18 protein-coding genes are annotated in these 18,419 nt (G+C 45.0%); 11 read left to right on the forward strand and 7 right to left on the reverse strand.

The genetic code is table 11. The features are described 5' to 3' along the window. Nucleotides 1–12: 12 nt before the first annotated feature. Entirely contained in the window at nucleotides 13–1,224 is a 1,212-nt protein-coding gene (gene pcaF, locus ABHV44_RS10450; protein ID WP_459074632.1) for a 3-oxoadipyl-CoA thiolase, read from the reverse strand. Nucleotides 1,225–1,316: 92 nt separating this feature from the next. Beyond that, a complete protein-coding gene (locus tag ABHV44_RS10455) occupies nucleotides 1,317–3,611 on the reverse strand; it encodes a TonB-dependent receptor (RefSeq protein WP_459074633.1) in 2,295 nt (764 codons plus the stop codon). Between the two features lie 73 nt (nucleotides 3,612–3,684). On the opposite strand from ABHV44_RS10455, the gene ABHV44_RS10460 reads away from it, so the two are divergent. Continuing rightward, the gene (locus tag ABHV44_RS10460; protein WP_459074634.1) at nucleotides 3,685–4,353 is read left to right on the forward strand and encodes a metal-dependent transcriptional regulator; all 669 of its coding nucleotides are present in this window, start codon (nucleotides 3,685–3,687) and stop codon (nucleotides 4,351–4,353) included. 397 nt (nucleotides 4,354–4,750) lie between these two features. Here ABHV44_RS10460 and ABHV44_RS10465 read toward each other — a convergent pair whose 3' ends face one another. The 3 genes from ABHV44_RS10465 to ABHV44_RS10475 all read right to left on the reverse strand — a co-directional run bounded on the left by ABHV44_RS10465 (nucleotide 4,751) and on the right by ABHV44_RS10475 (nucleotide 6,112). Beyond that, a complete protein-coding gene (locus ABHV44_RS10465; RefSeq protein WP_459074635.1) occupies nucleotides 4,751–4,963 on the reverse strand; it encodes a hypothetical protein in 213 nt (70 codons plus the stop codon). A gap of 113 nt (nucleotides 4,964–5,076) precedes the next feature. After that, the gene (locus ABHV44_RS10470) at nucleotides 5,077–5,484 is read right to left on the reverse strand and encodes a secondary thiamine-phosphate synthase enzyme YjbQ (protein ID WP_459074636.1); all 408 of its coding nucleotides are present in this window, start codon (nucleotides 5,482–5,484) and stop codon (nucleotides 5,077–5,079) included. Next, nucleotides 5,477–6,112 (reverse strand): T9SS type A sorting domain-containing protein, encoded by a 636-nt coding sequence (locus ABHV44_RS10475; protein ID WP_459074637.1) that lies wholly within the window; start codon nucleotides 6,110–6,112, stop codon nucleotides 5,477–5,479. Before ABHV44_RS10475 ends, ABHV44_RS10470 begins: the two co-directional genes overlap by 8 nt. A 128-nt stretch (nucleotides 6,113–6,240) precedes the next feature. Between ABHV44_RS10475 and surE the strand changes: the two genes are divergently transcribed. From surE to ABHV44_RS10500, 5 genes are all read left to right on the forward strand, one after another. Then, complete coding sequence (gene surE / locus ABHV44_RS10480) at nucleotides 6,241–7,014, forward strand: 5'/3'-nucleotidase SurE (protein ID WP_459074638.1); 774 nt, start codon at nucleotides 6,241–6,243, stop codon at nucleotides 7,012–7,014. Between the two features lie 12 nt (nucleotides 7,015–7,026). After that, nucleotides 7,027–7,326, forward strand: coding sequence for a hypothetical protein (locus ABHV44_RS10485; RefSeq protein ID WP_459074639.1), 300 nt, complete (start codon nucleotides 7,027–7,029; stop codon nucleotides 7,324–7,326). 1 nt (nucleotide 7,327) lies between these two features. Beyond that, nucleotides 7,328–8,452, forward strand: a complete 1,125-nt coding sequence (lpxB, locus tag ABHV44_RS10490; protein ID WP_459074640.1) for a lipid-A-disaccharide synthase — start codon at nucleotides 7,328–7,330, stop codon at nucleotides 8,450–8,452. A 38-nt stretch (nucleotides 8,453–8,490) separates the two neighbouring features. Next, on the forward strand, nucleotides 8,491–9,672 hold the full coding sequence (locus ABHV44_RS10495) for a SpoIID/LytB domain-containing protein (protein WP_459074641.1): 1,182 nt from the start codon (nucleotides 8,491–8,493) through the stop codon (nucleotides 9,670–9,672). A 77-nt stretch (nucleotides 9,673–9,749) separates the two neighbouring features. Next, nucleotides 9,750–11,357 carry a PDZ domain-containing protein gene (locus ABHV44_RS10500; RefSeq protein ID WP_459074642.1) on the forward strand — a complete coding sequence of 536 codons (1,608 nt, stop codon included), beginning with the start codon at nucleotides 9,750–9,752 and terminating at the stop codon, nucleotides 11,355–11,357. A gap of 75 nt (nucleotides 11,358–11,432) precedes the next feature. On the opposite strand, the gene ABHV44_RS10505 is transcribed toward ABHV44_RS10500, so the two are convergent. Continuing rightward, a complete protein-coding gene (locus tag ABHV44_RS10505; protein ID WP_459074643.1) occupies nucleotides 11,433–13,046 on the reverse strand; it encodes a DUF4139 domain-containing protein in 1,614 nt (537 codons plus the stop codon). Between the two features lie 208 nt (nucleotides 13,047–13,254). Further along, a complete protein-coding gene (locus ABHV44_RS10510; RefSeq protein WP_459074644.1) occupies nucleotides 13,255–14,265 on the reverse strand; it encodes a DUF4249 family protein in 1,011 nt (336 codons plus the stop codon). A 158-nt stretch (nucleotides 14,266–14,423) separates the two neighbouring features. On the opposite strand from ABHV44_RS10510, the gene ABHV44_RS10515 reads away from it, so the two are divergent. The 5 genes from ABHV44_RS10515 to ABHV44_RS10535 all read left to right on the forward strand — a co-directional run bounded on the left by ABHV44_RS10515 (nucleotide 14,424) and on the right by ABHV44_RS10535 (nucleotide 18,364). Continuing rightward, nucleotides 14,424–15,533 (forward strand): Glu/Leu/Phe/Val dehydrogenase dimerization domain-containing protein, encoded by a 1,110-nt coding sequence (locus ABHV44_RS10515; RefSeq protein WP_459074645.1) that lies wholly within the window; start codon nucleotides 14,424–14,426, stop codon nucleotides 15,531–15,533. A gap of 44 nt (nucleotides 15,534–15,577) precedes the next feature. Then, complete coding sequence (gene nusB, locus ABHV44_RS10520) at nucleotides 15,578–16,516, forward strand: transcription antitermination factor NusB (protein ID WP_459074646.1); 939 nt, start codon at nucleotides 15,578–15,580, stop codon at nucleotides 16,514–16,516. Continuing rightward, on the forward strand, nucleotides 16,513–16,998 hold the full coding sequence (locus ABHV44_RS10525; RefSeq protein WP_459074647.1) for a DUF1573 domain-containing protein: 486 nt from the start codon (nucleotides 16,513–16,515) through the stop codon (nucleotides 16,996–16,998). The genes nusB and ABHV44_RS10525 overlap by 4 nt, the downstream gene beginning before the upstream one ends. A gap of 15 nt (nucleotides 16,999–17,013) precedes the next feature. Next, on the forward strand, nucleotides 17,014–17,349 hold the full coding sequence (yajC, locus tag ABHV44_RS10530; RefSeq protein WP_459074648.1) for a preprotein translocase subunit YajC: 336 nt from the start codon (nucleotides 17,014–17,016) through the stop codon (nucleotides 17,347–17,349). A 127-nt stretch (nucleotides 17,350–17,476) separates the two neighbouring features. After that, a complete protein-coding gene (locus ABHV44_RS10535) occupies nucleotides 17,477–18,364 on the forward strand; it encodes a CdaR family protein (protein ID WP_459074649.1) in 888 nt (295 codons plus the stop codon). Nucleotides 18,365–18,419 lie beyond the last annotated feature (55 nt).

Below are 18,419 nucleotides of genomic sequence, written 5' to 3' on the forward strand. Positions count from 1 at the left end.
GCCATAGACGAATTACACGTTAGGATTTTCTAAAATCGTAGCATAGCCCTGTCCAACTCCGATGCAAAGTGTGCACAGTGCATATTTCTTTCCTGTTTCCTGGAGCTGAATGGCAGCGGTGTGCAGCAATCGCGCTCCGGTCATTCCGAGTGGATGTCCTAGAGCAATCGCACCACCATTTGGGTTCAAACGAGGATCGTCATCTTTAAGTCCCCATTCGCGAATGCATGCCAGCGACTGAGCAGCAAAGGCTTCATTGAGCTCAATGATGTCCATGTCTTCCATGGTGAGACCTGCCAGTTTGAGAGCTTTTTCACTCGCTTTCACCGGGCCAATACCCATAATGCGAGGCTCCACTCCAACCACTGCGGAAGTTACGATTTTGGCCATTGGTTTAAAACCATTCTTCTCAACAGCTCTGTCTGAAGCGATGAGCAACGCTCCAGCTCCATCATTCAACCCACTGGCATTTCCCGGAGTAACGCTTCCTCCTTCTTTCTTGAAAGCCGGTCTCAACTTCGCTAAAACTTCAGGAGTTGTGGTTGGTCTGACAAATTCATCCGTATCAAAAATCAGAGGATCTTGTTTCCTTCTTGGAATCTCCACCGGAATAATTTCTTTACCAAGGCGACCGTTTTTCTGAGCTTCGGTAGCTTTCATTTGCGAGCGGTAAGCAAAAGCATCCTGATCCTCGCGGCTGATGTTATACATCTCCACCAGATTTTCGGCTGTTTCACCCATTGAGTGAACTCCATATTGCTCCTTCATTTTTGGGTTGACAAACCTCCACCCGAAACTCGAGTCGAACATTTGGGCATCGCGGCCATAAGGCTTAGAAACCTTAGAAATCACCCAAGGTCCGCGAGTCATGTGTTCCATTCCACCAGAGATAAATAAGTCACCTTCTTCAAGACGAATTGCTCTGGCCGCATTTATGGTCGCAGCCATGCCCGAAGAGCACAGTCTGTTCACCGTTTCTCCGGGAACTGTGTGTGGAAGCCCCGCCAAGAGCAGCGACATGCGAGCTACGTTTCTGTTGTCTTCACCAGCCTGGTTGGCACAACCTAGCATTACATCGTCAATAGTTGAAAGGTCGAGATCAGGATGGCGATCTACTAACGCTTTGATGGCATGTGCTGCCAAATCATCTGCTCTCACAGGTGCCAGCGTTCCACCAAAGTTACCGATTGGCGTTCTAATTCCGTCTATTATGTATGCATTCATGTTGTTTCGATTTTAGGCAAAAATGCCGCTTTCGAGGCTCTTTTCAAAACCCACTAAAGAACTAAAAAACCAAAGTGCATTTTGTTCTTCTCCTAATCGAGACTGTAGCTGAACCCAATAAAAAAACGGATGCCCTGGTTAGGCGCGTAAACGTAAGTGGGATCGAATGTGAGCGCATTTGGATTCTGTGGTGTGGACAGAACATTTCCACTTTCATCGAATTCCACATTTCTATCGAAAGGATCGTGAGATCTTGCAATACTGTTTGCCGGAGGTGTGAAGTTTAGCAGGTTTTTAACTCCTCCATAAAACTTCCAGTTACCATTTGGAGCGTGCCAGGTTAGTTTCACATTCTGTATGCTCCACCAGGGCGAAAACTCATCTCGTGGGTCGAGATCTCCAAGAAGCGGAAGTCTCATGGGGCCGTAGAGATTTCCAGTGTAATCAATGTCAAGATTCCATTTTACAATCGGATAACTCACTGACCACACAGCGGTCCAGTTTTCTGTGAGGATGGGACGAACTCGCTTCAGGTTTCCTTCCTGATCTTCCTGAGTGAAGAAAACATCCATTGCTGTAGCTCCAACTCTGGCAGTTAATCCATTTCCCATCACTGCCTGAAGATTGACCGAAACACCCCGAGAAACCGAGTATTCATCCAGGTTGGAGTAAATAATTTTCTGCGGATCGGTATCGTAATCAGGAATAATCTGATTAGTAAAATGAGTATACCATGCTGAGGCATCAAGTTCAAAGTAGTTGTTTCCGGAATCATAAATACGCTTAACGTAGTTGAGATTTACATTGTAGCTCTGCTCGGGATCGAGTTGCTCAGTGATCTCTACATCCCTGGCTCCAGTGAGTGCCGCGTGATCTTCGGTAAATAAATTCACAACTCTAAATCCAGTTCCTGCATTTATACGAATGGAGTTTTTTCGGTTGATCGTCCATTTGTAAGCAAACCTGGGCGTGAAAATCTCCTTGTGCTCTGAGTGATAATCGGTGCGCAATCCAAGAAGCAACTTGTTTTTTTCGTTGAGCTCAATTTCATCCTGTACAAAAATACCTGGCAACCATGTTCGCGAGGGCTGATTTCTGGAGCCATTATCCGTGGTCAACTGCGTTGCAGGAGTGTTGTCATCGTAAAAAGTGTATCGCACAGCACTACCAAAAAGCAGTTTGTGAGAATTAACTCTTTTGTTCCACACCAGCTGTCCGAAGGCAATCCTTTGATCAGCCAGATAGGTGCTATTTCCGTAGTAGGCGTCTTGCTCGTGGCTATTGGCCGAAATAGAAAGCTGAAGACCGTCAACAGGCAGGTCGTACTTTCCGATAACTTCCCATCGATTGGTTAGAATATTTTCTCCGTAAACCTGGTCACCTCCGCGAAACTCGGGTCTCCAGTTCAGCTCACCTCCCCACCTATCTTCATTCAGGTAGCGAAAAGCAAGTGAAAACTCTTTGTTCTCCGGTCTGTGAAACTTCCACTTTTGAAAAACCGAGATGCGATCCTGAAGCGCCATGTCTGTGAAGTTGTCCTTGTTGTTGTCAATTGGGTTGCCGTAATGGAAAGCACTAAGCCCGGTCAGAACATTGACCCTTTCACCAATCTTGTTTGACAATCCTACGTTGGCGGTGAGCTCCTGCCAGCTGGTAATATTTGCATCTGCAGAAATGCGCGGTGCGTGACCAGGCTCTTTTGTAATCACATTTACCAATCCGCCAACTGCTTCAGAGCCAAACAGAGAAGAAGCTGGGCCTTTCACTACTTCAATTCGCTCGATCATGTCGGTGGGTATTCCCGACAAGCCGTAAACTGTGGAAAGTCCGCTAACGATGGGCATTCCGTCAATCAAAATCATGGTGTAAGCTCCTTCGAGTCCATTGATGTGAATGTCACCGGTGTTGCAAACACTGCAATTGAGTTGTGGACGTACGCCATTGACACTTTGAAGCGCGTCAAATAATGAAGGAGTTGGATTGTTTTTCAAAAATTCTGCTGAATAAACTTCTACCGGAACTGGACTTTCGAGCCTGCTCACCTCAGACATGGTGCCGCTCACAACGACTTCACTAATATTTACCGATGGCTTAAGATCGACAGAGATTGATGTTGTTTCGCCCGCGCTCACTAAAATCTTTTCGAATGCTCCCTTGTAACCCACGTATGAAAACTTCAATTCGTACTCACCGGCAGGAACTTGCTCGAAAAGAAAAGTGCCTTCTTCATCAGTAGTAGTACCTTTTTGAAGTGATGTGATGATGACATTAGCCAGAGGCAGGTTATCACCACCACCCGTCACTTTTCCCTGAATAGTGCCTGTCTGACTTTGAGCAAGACTAAAACCACAAAGCAAAACTGAAATGAGGACACTTAAACTTTTCATTCGTACCTTCGTTTAGCGATTAATTAGGAATGCAAATGTATATCAATTAGGTTAGCCTAACAATATATTTTACATGAAACTAACCAAGAACGAAGAGGATTACCTTAAAGCTCTGTTTCACTTGATAGTAGAACAGGAAGAAGACAAGACCGGAACCAACATGTTGGCTGACTACATGGGCATTTCTCCGGCATCGGTAAACGGAATGCTCAAGAAATTGAAGTCGAAAGATCTCGTACACTACGAGAAATACGGCAAGTTGGAACTGACTAAGGAAGGACACGACATTGCTTTGAGACTGATTCGTAAGCACCGATTGTGGGAGACCTTTTTACATGACCACATGAATTTCACCTGGGACGAAGTGCACGATGTGGCAGAGCAAATGGAGCACATTAAATCCGAGAAACTGATTGAAGAGCTGGAGAAGTTTTTGGGCTTCCCAAAAGTCGATCCTCACGGAGCCGTAATACCCACATCAAAAGGTGAATACAAGCTACCACCTAAAGTGACACTTTCAGAAATGGAGCCTGGTCAGGAGTGCCGACTAAAGTCGGTCAAAGACGGTTCTGTGGCCTTTTTGCAATACGTCACTAAGCTTGGATTGGAGCTCAGTAGCAAGATGAAAATCGTAGAGCGTCAGGATTTCGATGGTTCACTAATTATCGAGTTTGACGATAAAAAAGTGGCCGTGTCAAAAAAGTTTGCGGATAATGTCTTTGTGGAGGAGGTTGGTCAATGAATATGCATAAAATCAAAGGAGCCTGGAAGGTTGCTGCTGATGACTTAGGAATAGAACTTGTGTGTCCTTTCAACTTAACTTTCTCCAACGCACAGATAGAATTCCCTTTGCTAATCAGGGATTTTGGCAGTAAGAAAGGGACAATCATTGCAAGTGACTTTGAGCCTCAAGTTCAAAATGAACTTACTCGTAATGGTTTCTACTTTTCAGTGCTAAGTGAATCTTACGAAGACTACAGCAGAAATCTGTTTATAGATACTCTAAACGACTGGCAATTTTATGGAGAGGGTTCTGATAGGCCTAATTGGTATACTGGTACTCCATGGACAAAGTAGCTAAGCATGAGGGCGGAACTGTCAAATAAAATAAATGACGTTGATTTTGTCCTAAAGAAATTTCAATCCCATTCGTTGCGAAGATCTTCCATCTGTTTATCAATTTCAACCTGGGACTGCTTAGTCATCGCCCCTTTGAACTTTTTCCAATCTATGCCCATCGATTCATCCTTTCCCTTCTTGCTTCCACGAACACGAATAAGGCTTAATTGCTCAAGCTCTTTGAGCAGCTTTATTGCTTTTTCATTCAATATGTCAATCGTGATTGTACGCATAATTGGAAGTTACATTCTTCAGTGGTTTAAAATCCAAACCTTCTTTATCCAACTTTATCAAAGATAATGAATTCCAAAAACTGAAGTTCTGAAATGGCAGTGATTACGGTAATTCACGACAAAACTGTCACCACAACTTTCCTGCTCCCTCCTCTGTTTCTAAATTCACAGAGATAAATTCCTTGCCAGGTGCCGAGGTTTAGTCGGTGATTCGTAATCGGCACAGACACCGAGCTTCCAACCAAACTAGATTTAATGTGAGCCGGCATGTCGTCCGGTCCTTCCATGGTGTGCTCAAATTTTGGGTAGTCTTCGGGAACAAAATCATTAAAGAAAGTATTGAAGTCTCCTCTCACCGAAGGATCTGCATTTTCGTTGATCGTGAGTCCTGCCGAGGTGTGTTTTATAAAAACCTGCAGAATGCCTTTCTCGGGAAGCTCAAGTTGGCTTTCAATTTCGTCCGTGATTAGGTGGAAACCTCTTTCCCTGGGACTAAGTGAAATTTCAATCTGGTCAATCATGCTGCGAAGTTACAATGAACTTCCCTTTCACTCCATTTCCATTTTGCGCAGCCAGCGTGAAAAAATATTTTCCGGGAGAATAGTTCTGCAAATTGAGGTAAACTTCACTTGAGGTGATATTTGAGGCTTTTTCGACAATTAGACCTCGTGCATCAAAAATGTAAAGTTCGTGCTGCAGCTCTTGTGGATTATTGAACCGAATCAAAGTAAATTGAGAAGCCGGATTGGGAAAAACGCGATAACCGTCTTCCAGCGGCACAAACCGAATCGTGAGCACAAATGTGCGCTCCTGTTGCCCAAGCTGTAGTCGATAATGATTTTCCTGATTCGCTAAAGGCTGATTGTCCGAAAGCGTGTAATATTCGGTTTTGTCTGTACCGCCACAAATGCCCGGGATAAAGTTGATCACTTCAAAGTCAAGCCCATTTTTGCTCCTTTCCAACTCTACGCCATTGCATGACGAACCACCCTTAATAGCAAAATTGATTTGAATGTGATTATCAACCTGACGCAGTGAAAATCCGGCAAGGATCGAAGTCGTATCCTCTTTTTGTGCGAAACCGGAGAAACTCAAAACGATTGTAAAAAAGAGTGTGAAAAAAGAAAATGTCGACTGATGAAATTTCATTTCCTCTTGGGTAGGTTTGTTGATAAACGTAGAGAGCACATTTTTATGCTGTTTTGTTCTATTAAAATTAAAAACTTCGGGCTTCTGTTCATCGCGGCATTCCTGTATGTTTGCACAAAATTATTTTAATGGCAGCAAAGAAACCACTGATTTTAGTCACAAACGATGATGGCGTTTACGCTGGTGGAATTCGAGCACTGGTAAGTGCCGTGAGCGACCTTGGAGAGGTGCTGGTGGTGGCGCCAGACAAACCACAATCTGGAATGGGTCACGCTGTCACCTTGCATCACCCGCTCCGACTGGAAGCAGTGAAATACGAAGGCGCCAGCAAGGCTTACGCTTGCAGCGGAACGCCCGTGGACTGCGTGAAGCTGGCTATCTACAGTGTTTTGAAAGACAGAACTCCGGACCTGGTAGTTTCTGGAATCAACCACGGAGCCAACAGCTCAATCAATGTGATTTATTCGGGAACGATGTCAGCTGCCCTGGAGGGTGCTGTCGAAGACATTCCAAGTATTGGTTTTTCTCTGCTCGACCACAGCCCCGATGCCGACTTCGAGGCAGCGGCCCACTACGCTAGAAAAATAGTTCAGCAAAGTCTGGAAAACGAATTTCCCGAAGGTGCCTGCCTCAACGTAAATATCCCGAACGTTAAGAAGGAAAAGATTAAAGGTGTGAAAGTCTGCCGCCAGGCTAAGGCATTTTGGAAAGATGCTTTTGACGAACGCCTCGACCCAGGTGGAAAGCCCTACTATTGGCTCAAAGGTGTTTTTGAAAACAGAGACAAGGGTGAAGACACCGATGAATGGGCGCTACAACACAATTACGTTTCGATCGTTCCTGTTCACTACGACCTTACGGCACATCACGCCATGGCAAACCTCAATACCTGGAACCTGTAAAATCAAACTGGAATGAACAACATCAAAGATCACATGCTCGTGGGAGTGGTCCTCAATATTTTGGGAACGGTAGTAGGCCTGCTCATCGTTGCGCTTATTTTCACTTCCTACAAGTACCTCAGCTTCTCCTACTTTTTCACAGATGTGTTTCCTCGACAAGACTACACCACAAAGATCCTGGCGCTGTGTCAAGTAGTCAATATTCCGCTCTTCTTCTACCTGCTCAAAAAAGAAATGTACAAGGCAGGAAGAGGAATGATTTTAATGTTCTTTGTGCTCGTGATTGTCACCCTCATTTACCTTTTCCTTTAGTATGAAATTTTACGTGATCGCAGGCGAGGCATCTGGAGACCTCCACGGTGCAAATCTCATCAGGGAGCTGAAAAAGCAACAGCCCGACAGTGAGTTTCGTGCGTGGGGTGGCGACATGATGGAAGAGCAGGGAGCGCAACTCGTGAAGCACTACCGCGACCTGGCTTTCATGGGTTTTTCAGAGGTTCTTCTGAATCTAAAGACCATCCTAGGTAACATAAAATTTTGCAAAGCTGATATTGAAGAGTGGAATCCCGATGCGGTGATCATGATCGACTATCCGGGATTTAATCTTCGAATTGCCGAACACGTGAAATCTCTCGAGATTCCGGTTCTCTACTACATCTCTCCACAAGTGTGGGCGTGGAAAAAATCCAGAGTTCACAAGATCAAAAAGGTGGTGGACAAGATGTACGTCATCCTTCCTTTCGAGCAAGCTTTTTATGAAGAGTATGACTACAAGGTGGAGTTTGTCGGGCACCCCTTACTCGATGTGATTGAATGGAAAGAACCATCGGAAGAGGCCAGCTTGAATTTCTGCAGAGAAAACAGCCTGAACGAGAAGCCGATCATTGCTCTGCTACCGGGGAGCAGGAAACAAGAAATAAAGCGGATGCTGCCGATCATGCTCAACGTGAATAAGCATTTTCCTGAATATCAGTTTGTAATTGCCGGAGCTCCTTCTCAGGATGCAGAGTTTTATCACACCTGGTCGGCAAAGCACAGCGATGTTCATCTGCTTTTCGGCAAAACTTACGATCTGTTTAAGTACGCAAAGGCGGGCCTTGTGACTTCGGGAACGGCCACTCTGGAAGCTGCCCTTTTCGGTCTGCCGGAAGTTGTTTGCTACAAAGGAAGTCCTGTCTCCTACGCCATCGCCCGGATGCTTGTGAAAATCAAGTTTATCTCTCTGGTAAACCTGATCATGGACCGCGAGGTGGTGAAAGAGCTGATTCAGTCGGATCTTACCGTGAAAAAGATTAGAAAGGAATTGAATCTACTGCTTAACGATGAAAGCAGGAAGTCGCAAATCGAAGCAGATTACGCAGCTCTGAGAGAAAAACTGGGAGGATCAGGAGCATCTGAAAAAACTGCCAGCCTGATGTTGAAAACTCTAAAAGGCTGATCACTAAGCGCTTTTTCATTGCGTTATTTTAGCACACCGTGAAGTTCAAATTCCCCCATATCATTCTGGTTTTAGCAATCGTTCTCCCAGCTGTTTTGCAGTCACAAACACTTGATGTGGGAATCTACTATGGCCATGAACCCAAAGCCGCGTGGATAAAAATTGAAAACGGAACCTACACCCTTTTTGGTGATCAGCGTCAGCTTACGATGATCGACACTTCGAGCAGCCTGTTTATTCAGTGGAAAACCAGTGGTGCTTCTGTCAAGGTCGATGAGCAAGTTTTCAAAAACCTGAATGCGATTCACCTGATTGCGCGGAGTTACAAAAGCGAACTCCGTATCAAGCCAGATGATAATTCTCTAAAAGAGCATATCTATGAGGGAAGTCTTAAGTGGACCAAGAAAAACGGTTACACGCAGATGATCAACATGATTGATATCGAAAAATACACTGCAGGTGTTGTCGAGTCTGAGTCTGGAAGAGAACAAAATCTGGAGTACTACAAGGTGCAGTCGATTATTTGCCGAACCTACGCTCTGTCGAATATTCGTAAGCATGAAGACGAGGGCTTCGAACTCTGCGACCAGGTTCACTGCCAGGTTTACCACGGAAAAGCGCGCTTCAATCCCGACATTCAAAAAGCTGCAGATGCCACTCACGGCTACGTTTTGGTGGACAGCGACATCAATCTTGTCACTGCTGCTTTTCACTCCAATTGTGGAGGCCACACTATTAACTCAGAGCACGTTTGGAGCAAGCCACTTCCCTATCTCACCGGCCGGCAAGACACATTTTGCCTGACCATGCCGCATGCGATTTGGGAAAAACAAATCGAAATTTCGGAGTGGGAAAGTTACATGAAGAAACATGCCCGTGAAGAAAGTGCGGCACCTCTCCTCTCTCGCCAGCCGCTGCCGGGTTCTCGCGAAAACTATCTCGAGTACGAGAGCTATGAAATCCCGATGAAGCGCGTTAGAAGCGACTGGAATTTACCCTCGGCCTTTTTCACCCTGGAGACCAAAAAAGACTCAATCGAACTTACCGGCAAAGGGTTTGGCCACGGAGTTGGACTTTGCCAGGAAGGCGCCATGCGCATGTCTCAGCTCGACTACACCTATCGCGAAATCTTGCACTTTTACTACGATTCTGTTCACCTCATTAAGCTCTCAACACTTGATTTCTTTAGGGACAAAGAGCCGGAAACACTTGAGGATTAACATTCTTTCGTGATAATTAACACCAGTTACCACAGGTCCGTTAGTACTTTTACCGTAGCCAATTAAAATCAACAACAATGATAACCAGGTCATTTTTCCCAGCCGTGGGATTAATCATCGGCATGCTACTTTGTTCTGCCAGTGTATTTTCCCAGTCAAAAGCCAAAATCTCAATCATCAAAAATCGCAACGGTGAGGTAGAAACCATCACGCGCGAAATTGAAATCAAAGAAGGTCAGGACCTCGAGTCCGTTTTAGCCGAAACAGATATCTGGCAGGAGTTTTCGAATGTCGAGGACGGTGAAACTTACGAGATCAACATCGTGAAAATCAAAGGCGGTGAGGAAATCCAGCAGATGAATCTATTCCTTGGAGACGATTTTGAAATGCCTCAGAAAAAGCCCTTCCTCGGAGTGATGCTCAAGGAAGTGAAAAGCGAACCCGGAAAAGGCGTGATGATTTCTAAGATCATTGAAAACACAGCTGCAGAAAAATCTGACCTGAGAGCTGGTGACATCATCCTGGAAATTGACGGTGAGGAAGTGAACACGATTGAAGATGTAACCGAAGCTATTGGCAGCAAGGAACCAGGCGACAAAATCAGGATCAAATACGAGCGTGACGGAAAGACTTCAAAAGAAAAAATTGACCTTGGTGAAAAGCCGATGGAGTTTTTCTCAAAGAGATTTCACAGCGGTGAGCCTGGCAAACCACCTCACCCACCACGAGCTTTCCATTTCGAGATGCCCGAAATTCCCGAAGCTCCCGAGATTCCGGAAATCCACATTTTCACTCCCGACAGTGCCGAAGCACCAGAGTTTTGGAAAGAAAAAGATCTGCCTTTCCTCGGAATTACTCCGGGCCAGAAACGAGAAAAAGGTGTAACCGTTGGAACCGTGATTTCTGAAAGTGCTGCCGAAGCAATGGGACTTCAGTCGGGCGATGTGATTCTTTCCTTCAATGACAACGAAGTGAATGACTTTGATCTACTGGCAGACTTGATTGGTGAGACAAAACCGCAAGAAAATGTGACCCTGGAAATAGAACGAGAAGGACAAACAATGAACCTCGAAGGAGCCATGGGAAAGAGAGCTTTTGCAAAAGCTAAGAACTACCGCATGCACCGCGATTTTTTGGGGCGCGATGAAGACGGAGCCTACAGCTACGAGTTTCAGTTTGACTCCGATACGATGAATATGGAAGAGCTGCGATTCGAAATTCAGAAGCAAATGGAAGAGTACAATCGGGAGATGCAGAATTTCGAAAGAGAGATGGAGCAGCTCGACAGAGAAATGGAAGAGCTCGACCGCGAAATGGAACGCGTAGAGGTTGAAATGACTATCGAGGTGATGAAAATCACTGACGAAGACGTTGAAAAAGTGAACGCCAACTCTGGAGACAAAAAACTTTTCAAGGAAAGCACGCTCGAACTTGAATCTATCGAACTCTTCCCCAACCCTACTGACGGCCGACTTCGTCTCGCTTTCCAAACTTCAAAAAGTGGAGAGAACCTGGAAGTCTTGGTTTTCAGTCAAAATGGTAAAATCGTTTTCAGAGAGCTCGTACCTGAGTTTGATGGTAGCTACGAAAACGTAATCGACATCTCAGAACAAGCCAACGGGAACTACTTCCTTCAGGTGATGATGGGCGATGAAGTGTACAGCAGGAAGCTGATGAAGCAGTAAAAGATTTAAAAACAATAGTTCATAAAAAACCCCGGATCGCCAGCGATCCGGGGTTTTTCGCTTTGTGCGGAATTACTACAAATTCCCAATACTTTTCTTCTTCGGATACTTAACGGTGAAGCGAAGTGTCCGTTTGGCTTTTTCTCCAGGCTCCAGATTTATCTTCCAGGTAACTTCGCCAGTTTCTGCATCTACTTTTCCTCCACTGAGCTCTTCAGTTGTGATTTCCACTTCAGCTGTTCTCGTCAGTGGAATTTGGTCTACGAGTTGAATTTCAATTGCTTTGCTCTTGTTGTTCACGATAGTGATCTCGTATGAACGAGTTGTCTCTTTCTTTCCACCCAAAAATTGAGTTTTGCTAAAGTCCTTGATGGACTTGCGCTCCACGACAACAGACTCATCGCGACCCATGCTCAGCGCCAGCGTGTCCGAAGTCACAGCTGGGTCGATGAAAGCATTGCCAACGTAAGTTCCCTGGTAGTAGATGTTCGACTGACCCGGGAGCAAACTGTACTGCTGCCAATCGGTGATTTCCGCTACGAGAAACGCATCGTCATCCAATTTCGGTACCGTGAAGTACTTGTAGTTGGCGTCCATCGATATTTCCTTCATGGCCACATCGTAAAACTGATTGTCGGAAGGAATGGTGTAAGGAACCGAGATTTTGAATTCTGTAGCAACCAGAGATTCGGTTTGGGATACCTCCATGGGTTGCCCATTACCTGTCTGCAAATCCGGAACTGCTGGTACATCCTCTAGTGCTTCCTGATCTGTTTCGGCTTTAGCCCTAGAATACATTATCTCGGAGCGAGTATTCGTACCATATTTTTCCGGATCAAAAACATAAAGATACCACGGGTTCAACTCCGGTTTTTGTCCTCCGATGGTTGGGTTTCCTGTAGAAAGTGTGAGGTCCACATTTTCCCAGTCCACTCCGGTGCTCTGTTGCACACGAGCTTTGTAAGACAGCTTCACCGGGCTGTTCACATCTTCGGAGCGAATATCATAGCTCGGAATCCATCTTGCACCACTTACCACGTAAGTCAAATCGATTCGTGTGTTCACCGATGATTTCGCATCGAGCTTTACAGTTACTTCTTTGGTGTTTCTGTTGAATCGGCCCATCAAGTTGTTCAGCTCGCGCTGCAGGTTTTGAACTTCTTTGTTGATCTCCTTCTGATCTTCGTTTAGCTCGAGCAGCTTATACTCGATTTCCGTAAGTCGCTCTCTAAAATAATCTGCAGCTTCTTCCAGGTCTTCAACTAGGAGCGATTGGTCGCCCTTCACGTTTTTGTTGGCCATGATCATCTCGCGTTCAGAGCGATAAACCTGCTCCAGGCTTTGACGCATCGACAATTTAAACTGTAGGTCTTTCAGGCTGTCCTGCTTGTTTTTGATGTGGGTCGGAAACTCTTGCTCACTGAGGTAATTCACTTTCGTCTTCACTGATAAAATGGTGAAGTCGCTGTTGCCTTTTACCTGTACCGACTGATCCATTAGCTGTGCTGGAAGTCCCTTGAAAACGATTTCATTTTCTCCGGGCTTCAGACTTGTCCCTGCCTGGCGGTGAACTTGTGCACTATTCAGAAAAACAGTGACGTCTTCAATTGTAGAAGTCACCGCTTTTTGCGCCTGAGCCGCAAAAGTGAAAACCGTTATAAAGGCGATGGTTGAAAGTGTTCTTTTCATCTTGATGATTGTGATTTTAGACTATTGAGTAGTTCCTGATTCAAATTGCCCTCCACTTGTATCGACTCCGCTCGACAACCGGCATTTGCGCGTTGGCCGATTCTCGAGCGGAGTCGAGAGATGCGTGAAAAGTAATGTTTGAAATAAACAATTGGAACTAATTCAATAATCCATCTGTGTTTAGAGGCGAATTTAATTATTTCCACTTTCACTGCGGAAAGCATGCCAGAGTATCATAGTAAGCCGCATAACCTGCCCACACTCCAAGACCTCCTTCGATGTTGGAATCCACGTTAGCCGGAGAAGCAAATGGGCTGCCTGCTTGAGAAACATTGGTTTCAAATGATTGCACAAACCTAAACACACCGCGATCGATGTGACATCCGCGAACAGCCACCGTGTCGCCTAATTTGTAGTAGCCGCGCTCTTCATTTTGATCGTCCTCCTTGTTGGAGTTTGGAGCAACACCACGATAGTAGGCAAACTCGAAACTAAGACCATTGTAAAACTGATCATCGTAAGCCGAGCCAATCGGTGCGATAAACGACTGGTCTTTTTGTTCTCCCGCATTTTCGCTCCAGGAAGGATAGTCGTTGATTCGCTTCGCAAACCAGCGGTAGGCATTTCCTAAAGTATCGGGGTCCGTAATTTTAGCCCAAAGAAATCCAAGTGAATCTGCCTCTCCAGCGATCTCAAACCACAAGCTATCGAGCTCAACAATTTTGTTGATTTTGGTGGAAGATGTCAACACCTCGTCCTCTACTTCCACTTTGAGATCGTAAACCGTGTTGGTCTCGCCAATGAGCGTAAATGAAGTGTACCCACAGATATCGATTTGCTGAAGAGCTTCGGGTGAAAAACCCGTCTGCTCCGACAGTTGCTCCAGCAACTCTGGTGGCAAACTGCTACTGCAAACTTCAACCAGCGTGTCAGTTTGCCCATTGTGCGAAACACTAACCTTCGCTCCCTGAATAAAGATTTCCTGCAACGCCTGCAGATCAGTAGGTTCAAAGTAGCCCTGACTTCTTGTCAAAAGTACAATGGGAGCCTTGCCGTTTTCTATCTGACCATCCACTACAATGCGGCTTTCCACATCTGGAAGATCCACATCTATTTCTTTTTCGCAGCCAAAAAGCAAGAAAGAAAAGAGACATGCAATAGCCAAAATGGACGGCAACCGGTTGTTTGATTTATTGCGATTTTGGAGGTTTTCTGTCATAAGCTGAAAATTCAAAGCATTTAAAGCCTTAAATTGTTCGACAAATCTAGTGAAAGACTGTTGTCAATTCCCTTGACTAGAGTAACTCTCGGGACAGAAAAAAATTATACTTTTGCACCGCAATAAAAAGTTCTATCTCATACAAATTTTGCTAGGAAATGATTGACGTTAAAGATATCAGTGAAGTGGAAAACTCAAGCGCTTCAGTCATCGGTCAAATGCTCGCCCAGAATCACGAGCAAGTTCTCTTCTGCCAGGATCAGGCAACAGGATTAAAAGCAATTATCGCAGTTCACAACACCGTTTTAGGCCCAAGTTTGGGAGGCACCCGCATGTGGAATTACGCCTCTGAAGCTGAAGCTCTAACTGATGTACTTCGTCTTTCACGAGGAATGACCTACAAGTCTTCGCTCGCAGGACTCAACCTCGGAGGTGGAAAAGCCGTGATCATCGGTAACTCCAGAACAGACAAAAGTGAAGCACTTTTCAGAAGGTTTGGAAAGTTTGTCGATAGCCTTGGAGGAAAATACATCACCGCTGAAGATGTGGGCATATCTACAAAAGACATGGAATACGTAGCCATGGAAACTGAGAGTGTAGCCGGACTTCCCGAGTACATGGGCGGAAGTGGTGACCCATCGCCTGTGACAGCTTATGGAGTTTACATGGGAATGAAAGCCGCTGCGAAACAGCAGTTCGGCAACGACAGCCTGCAGGGAAAAACTGTAGTGGTTCAGGGAGTTGGACACGTTGGTGAATACCTCGTGGAGCACCTTGCCAACGAAGGAGCCGTGATCAAAATCACAGACATTTTTGAAGATCGCCTCAAGGCAGTCGCCAAAAAATACAAAGGAGTTGAAGTAATTGGTGTCGATGAAGTTTTCGAACAGGAAATGGACATCTACAGCCCTTGTGCACTTGGAGCTACAGTGAATGACGAAACACTCGCTAAAATGAAGTGTAGCATCATTGCCGGTGCGGCAAACAACCAATTGGCCAACGAAGAAAAGCACGGTAAGGCCGTAATGGACAAAGGCATCATCTACGCTCCTGATTACCTTGTAAACGCTGGTGGAATCATCAACTGTTTCTGGGAAGTGATAGGCTACAACAGAGAAGCTGCAATGAGCCAAACTGAAAATATTTACAACACAACGCTCGACATTTTTAACAAATCGAAGGAAGAAAACATTCCAACTTATCTCGCAGCCAACAAATTTGCTGAGGAGAGAATCGCAAAAATGTCCAACGTAAAGTTGTCCTACTAAAAATCATTTTTTAAGTACACACCAACAGAGTCATTAATTAAGAAATGCTGAATAGACGTCATTTAAGAATAAAAGTTCTCCAATCGCTCTACGCCTACTACCAGTCGGTAGACAAGGACATGAAAAAGACCGAGAACGAGATGTTTCACGGCATCGAGAAGATGTACCATATGTATCTCTATCTTTTGCTTCTCATTGTAGAAATGCAGGGAGCGGCAATTGAAAAAATCGAAGCCGGAAAAAACAAGCGTCTCCCTTCTGAGGAAGACCTTCATCCAAACACTCGTTTTGTCACCAATGCTCCGTTGCGTGTTTTGGCCAACAGCAAAACGCTTAAGAAAGCTGCAGAGAGTGAAAAAATCAACTGGAGCGAAAACCCTGACCTGATCAAGAAGGAGTTCAGAACGCTTATTGAAACTGACGAGTACAAAGAGTACATGGAAAGCTCTGAGCGCGGTTTTCACCACGACAGAATTTACCTGATTCGCTTTTTCAAGAAGCACCTGGTGAATTTCGAAATGCTTCAGGACTGGTTCGAAGAAAAGAGCATTTTCTGGAATGACGACCTCGACTTGGTAGCGTCCATGGTGATCAAAACCATCAAGTCTATCGATGAGAAGTCAGACGACCTGGAGTTGCTTCCACTTTGGAAAGAGGACGAAAAAGAGTTTGTAACCAAGCTCTTTAGAAACTCGATCGTTCACGGTGAGGAGTATTCGAAAATGATTGACGAATTCACCAAAAACTGGGAGCTCGACCGCATTGCCATCATGGATATCATCCTGATGAAGATGGCCATTGCAGAGGCGATCACTTTCAAGAACATTCCTTTGAAAGTAACACTCAACGAATACATCGAGCTGTCGAAATACTACAGCACGCCAAAGAGCCACGGATTCTTAAACGGAGTTTTGGATAAGCTTTTTGCGAAGCTGAAAGACGAAGGAGCCATTAAGAAAACCGGAAGAGGACTAGTAGAATGAGAAAGCATCTTTTAACCATTTCGCTTGCTTTTATGGCCTCTGCAGCACTTTTTTCTTGCAAAGAAGAAAAGAAGGATGAAGTCACTACTGACATGATTTTCTTCGAAAAATCTGCATCGGATAGCGTGGATGTTTCTGGCGCACCTGCCATCCAGTTCGAAAACAAAGAATTTGATTTTGGAACTGTGATAGAAGGAGAAAAAGTAAAGCACACGTTTAAGTTTATAAACGAAGGCAAGTCGCCTCTGCTGATCACAGAAGTGAACCCTTCGTGCGGATGCACAACTACCAAAGGCTGGCCTAAAAAGCCAATTTCTCCCGGTGAAAGTGGTGAGATAGAAATCGAATTTGATTCGAATCGCAGACCAGGAGAAACAAGCAAAACAATTTCGGTGATTACCAATAGCGTTCCTTCAACAACAATTCTAAAATTGAAAGGACTCGTGGTAGGACCAGACGAACAAAAGAAATTACAGCAATAAGATATTTTAAAACAAATGATGAATCAAGTGAACACAATTTTACTTCAGGCAGGCGGAGATCAGGGATCGGGTTGGATGAGCCAGCTTTTCCTTTTCGGAGGAATTATCCTGATCATGTACTTTTTCATGATCCGTCCACAGATGAAAAAAGCGAAAGAAGCGAAGAAATTCAGAGAAGCTCTTTCCAAAGGAGACCACATCGTAACCATCGGTGGAATTCACGGAAAAGTGCTTGAGATCAACGAAACAAATCTTTTGATCGCTACCGAAGGCGGAAAACTGCGTGTGGAAAAATCTGCAGTTTCTCCAGACAGCCGCGTAGACGAGCAAAACATGCAAACCAAAAAGTAATAACTTGGTGCCTATGACCGGAAGGCACAAATTTCAGAGAAAAGCTAAAGTTTTTCTACAGAGGAAAGTAGACAGGAGATATTATGTCTTTGGGACATGTCTCCTGTTTTCTGCTATCATGTGGTTGATGATGGAACTTTCCGAAAATTCGGTCACCTCCCTCTCCTTCCCTGTCGAGTACAGCGAAATTCCGGAAGGCTATGTGCTCACAGACACGACCGTTGAGCAAATCAACATCCAGTTCAGGGCAGTCGGTTTTTCAATTCTGGCAGAAAAATATCTGAAGTCGAGAAGCACGCTTCGAATAGAACTCCACGAGACTTACCCTTCGGAAGATGGCAACACGCGATATCTTCTTTCGAGAACTCTTCGCCAGCAACTCAACGAAGAGCTCGGTCCAAACAGAGAAATTCTCAACATTTCTCCAGACACGATTCGGATGAATGTGAGCGAACGCGTTGAAAAAAAGGTGCCTATTTCAATAGCAGTTGACATAGCTCCCAAGGAGAGGTTTTTTGTTTCCAGAGGTCCATTTGTTTCTCCCGATAGCGCCACAGTGATGGGTCCAGCTTCAATTCTAGATACTCTGTCAACGGTCACAACTGCCACCGAGCAAATTGCCGGGATCGTCAAATCCGACACAGTAAATGTCCCGCTTTCACCTCAGCACCCACTGGTTACCAGCAAGATGAAGTCTGTAAAGGTGAGCTTCCAAATTGACGAACTGACGGAGCGCAAAATTCGCATTCCAATTCAGGTGAAAAATTCGATAGCCAAAGGCGACCGGGTTCGAACTTTTCCAGACTCTGTAGAAGTTGCTTTTACTGTGGGGCTGCGTGATTACGACAAGATTTCTCAAAATGATTTCGTAGCTCAGTTGCAATCGATGGATGAAGTTGATCTCGAGTCTGTTCGTAAACTTCAGGTAGAGCTCGTCAGAATCCCAGAAGAAATTAGCAACGTAAGCTTCACTCCGGAGCGCGTAGCTTTTGTCATTGAGCAAAAAGAAGATTAGGGAATCGCACTCATCGGCTGTATTTCCAATTAACGCCTCCGAACCAATTACCTTC

Origin of the sequence: Halocola ammonii, assembly GCF_049334165.1 — a bacterium.
Taxonomy (GTDB): domain Bacteria; phylum Bacteroidota; class Bacteroidia; order Flavobacteriales_D; family Sanyastnellaceae; genus JBEGHD01.

What these genes read in the sequence shown, in the direction of transcription:
- pcaF (WP_459074632.1), bottom strand. Translation starts at nt 1,224, where the DNA reads ATGAATGCATACATAATAGACGGAATTAGAACGCCAATCGGTAACTTT.
- ABHV44_RS10455 (WP_459074633.1), bottom strand. Translation starts at nt 3,611, where the DNA reads ATGAAAAGTTTAAGTGTCCTCATTTCAGTTTTGCTTTGTGGTTTTAGT.
- ABHV44_RS10460 (WP_459074634.1), top strand. Translation starts at nt 3,685, where the DNA reads ATGAAACTAACCAAGAACGAAGAGGATTACCTTAAAGCTCTGTTTCAC.
- ABHV44_RS10465 (WP_459074635.1), bottom strand. Translation starts at nt 4,963, where the DNA reads ATGCGTACAATCACGATTGACATATTGAATGAAAAAGCAATAAAGCTG.
- ABHV44_RS10470 (WP_459074636.1), bottom strand. Translation starts at nt 5,484, where the DNA reads ATGATTGACCAGATTGAAATTTCACTTAGTCCCAGGGAAAGAGGTTTC.
- ABHV44_RS10475 (WP_459074637.1), bottom strand. Translation starts at nt 6,112, where the DNA reads ATGAAATTTCATCAGTCGACATTTTCTTTTTTCACACTCTTTTTTACA.
- surE (WP_459074638.1), top strand. Translation starts at nt 6,241, where the DNA reads ATGGCAGCAAAGAAACCACTGATTTTAGTCACAAACGATGATGGCGTT.
- ABHV44_RS10485 (WP_459074639.1), top strand. Translation starts at nt 7,027, where the DNA reads ATGAACAACATCAAAGATCACATGCTCGTGGGAGTGGTCCTCAATATT.
- lpxB (WP_459074640.1), top strand. Translation starts at nt 7,328, where the DNA reads ATGAAATTTTACGTGATCGCAGGCGAGGCATCTGGAGACCTCCACGGT.
- ABHV44_RS10500 (WP_459074642.1), top strand. Translation starts at nt 9,750, where the DNA reads ATGATAACCAGGTCATTTTTCCCAGCCGTGGGATTAATCATCGGCATG.
- ABHV44_RS10505 (WP_459074643.1), bottom strand. Translation starts at nt 13,046, where the DNA reads ATGAAAAGAACACTTTCAACCATCGCCTTTATAACGGTTTTCACTTTT.
- ABHV44_RS10510 (WP_459074644.1), bottom strand. Translation starts at nt 14,265, where the DNA reads ATGACAGAAAACCTCCAAAATCGCAATAAATCAAACAACCGGTTGCCG.
- ABHV44_RS10515 (WP_459074645.1), top strand. Translation starts at nt 14,424, where the DNA reads ATGATTGACGTTAAAGATATCAGTGAAGTGGAAAACTCAAGCGCTTCA.
- nusB (WP_459074646.1), top strand. Translation starts at nt 15,578, where the DNA reads ATGCTGAATAGACGTCATTTAAGAATAAAAGTTCTCCAATCGCTCTAC.
- ABHV44_RS10525 (WP_459074647.1), top strand. Translation starts at nt 16,513, where the DNA reads ATGAGAAAGCATCTTTTAACCATTTCGCTTGCTTTTATGGCCTCTGCA.
- yajC (WP_459074648.1), top strand. Translation starts at nt 17,014, where the DNA reads ATGATGAATCAAGTGAACACAATTTTACTTCAGGCAGGCGGAGATCAG.
- ABHV44_RS10535 (WP_459074649.1), top strand. Translation starts at nt 17,477, where the DNA reads ATGATGGAACTTTCCGAAAATTCGGTCACCTCCCTCTCCTTCCCTGTC.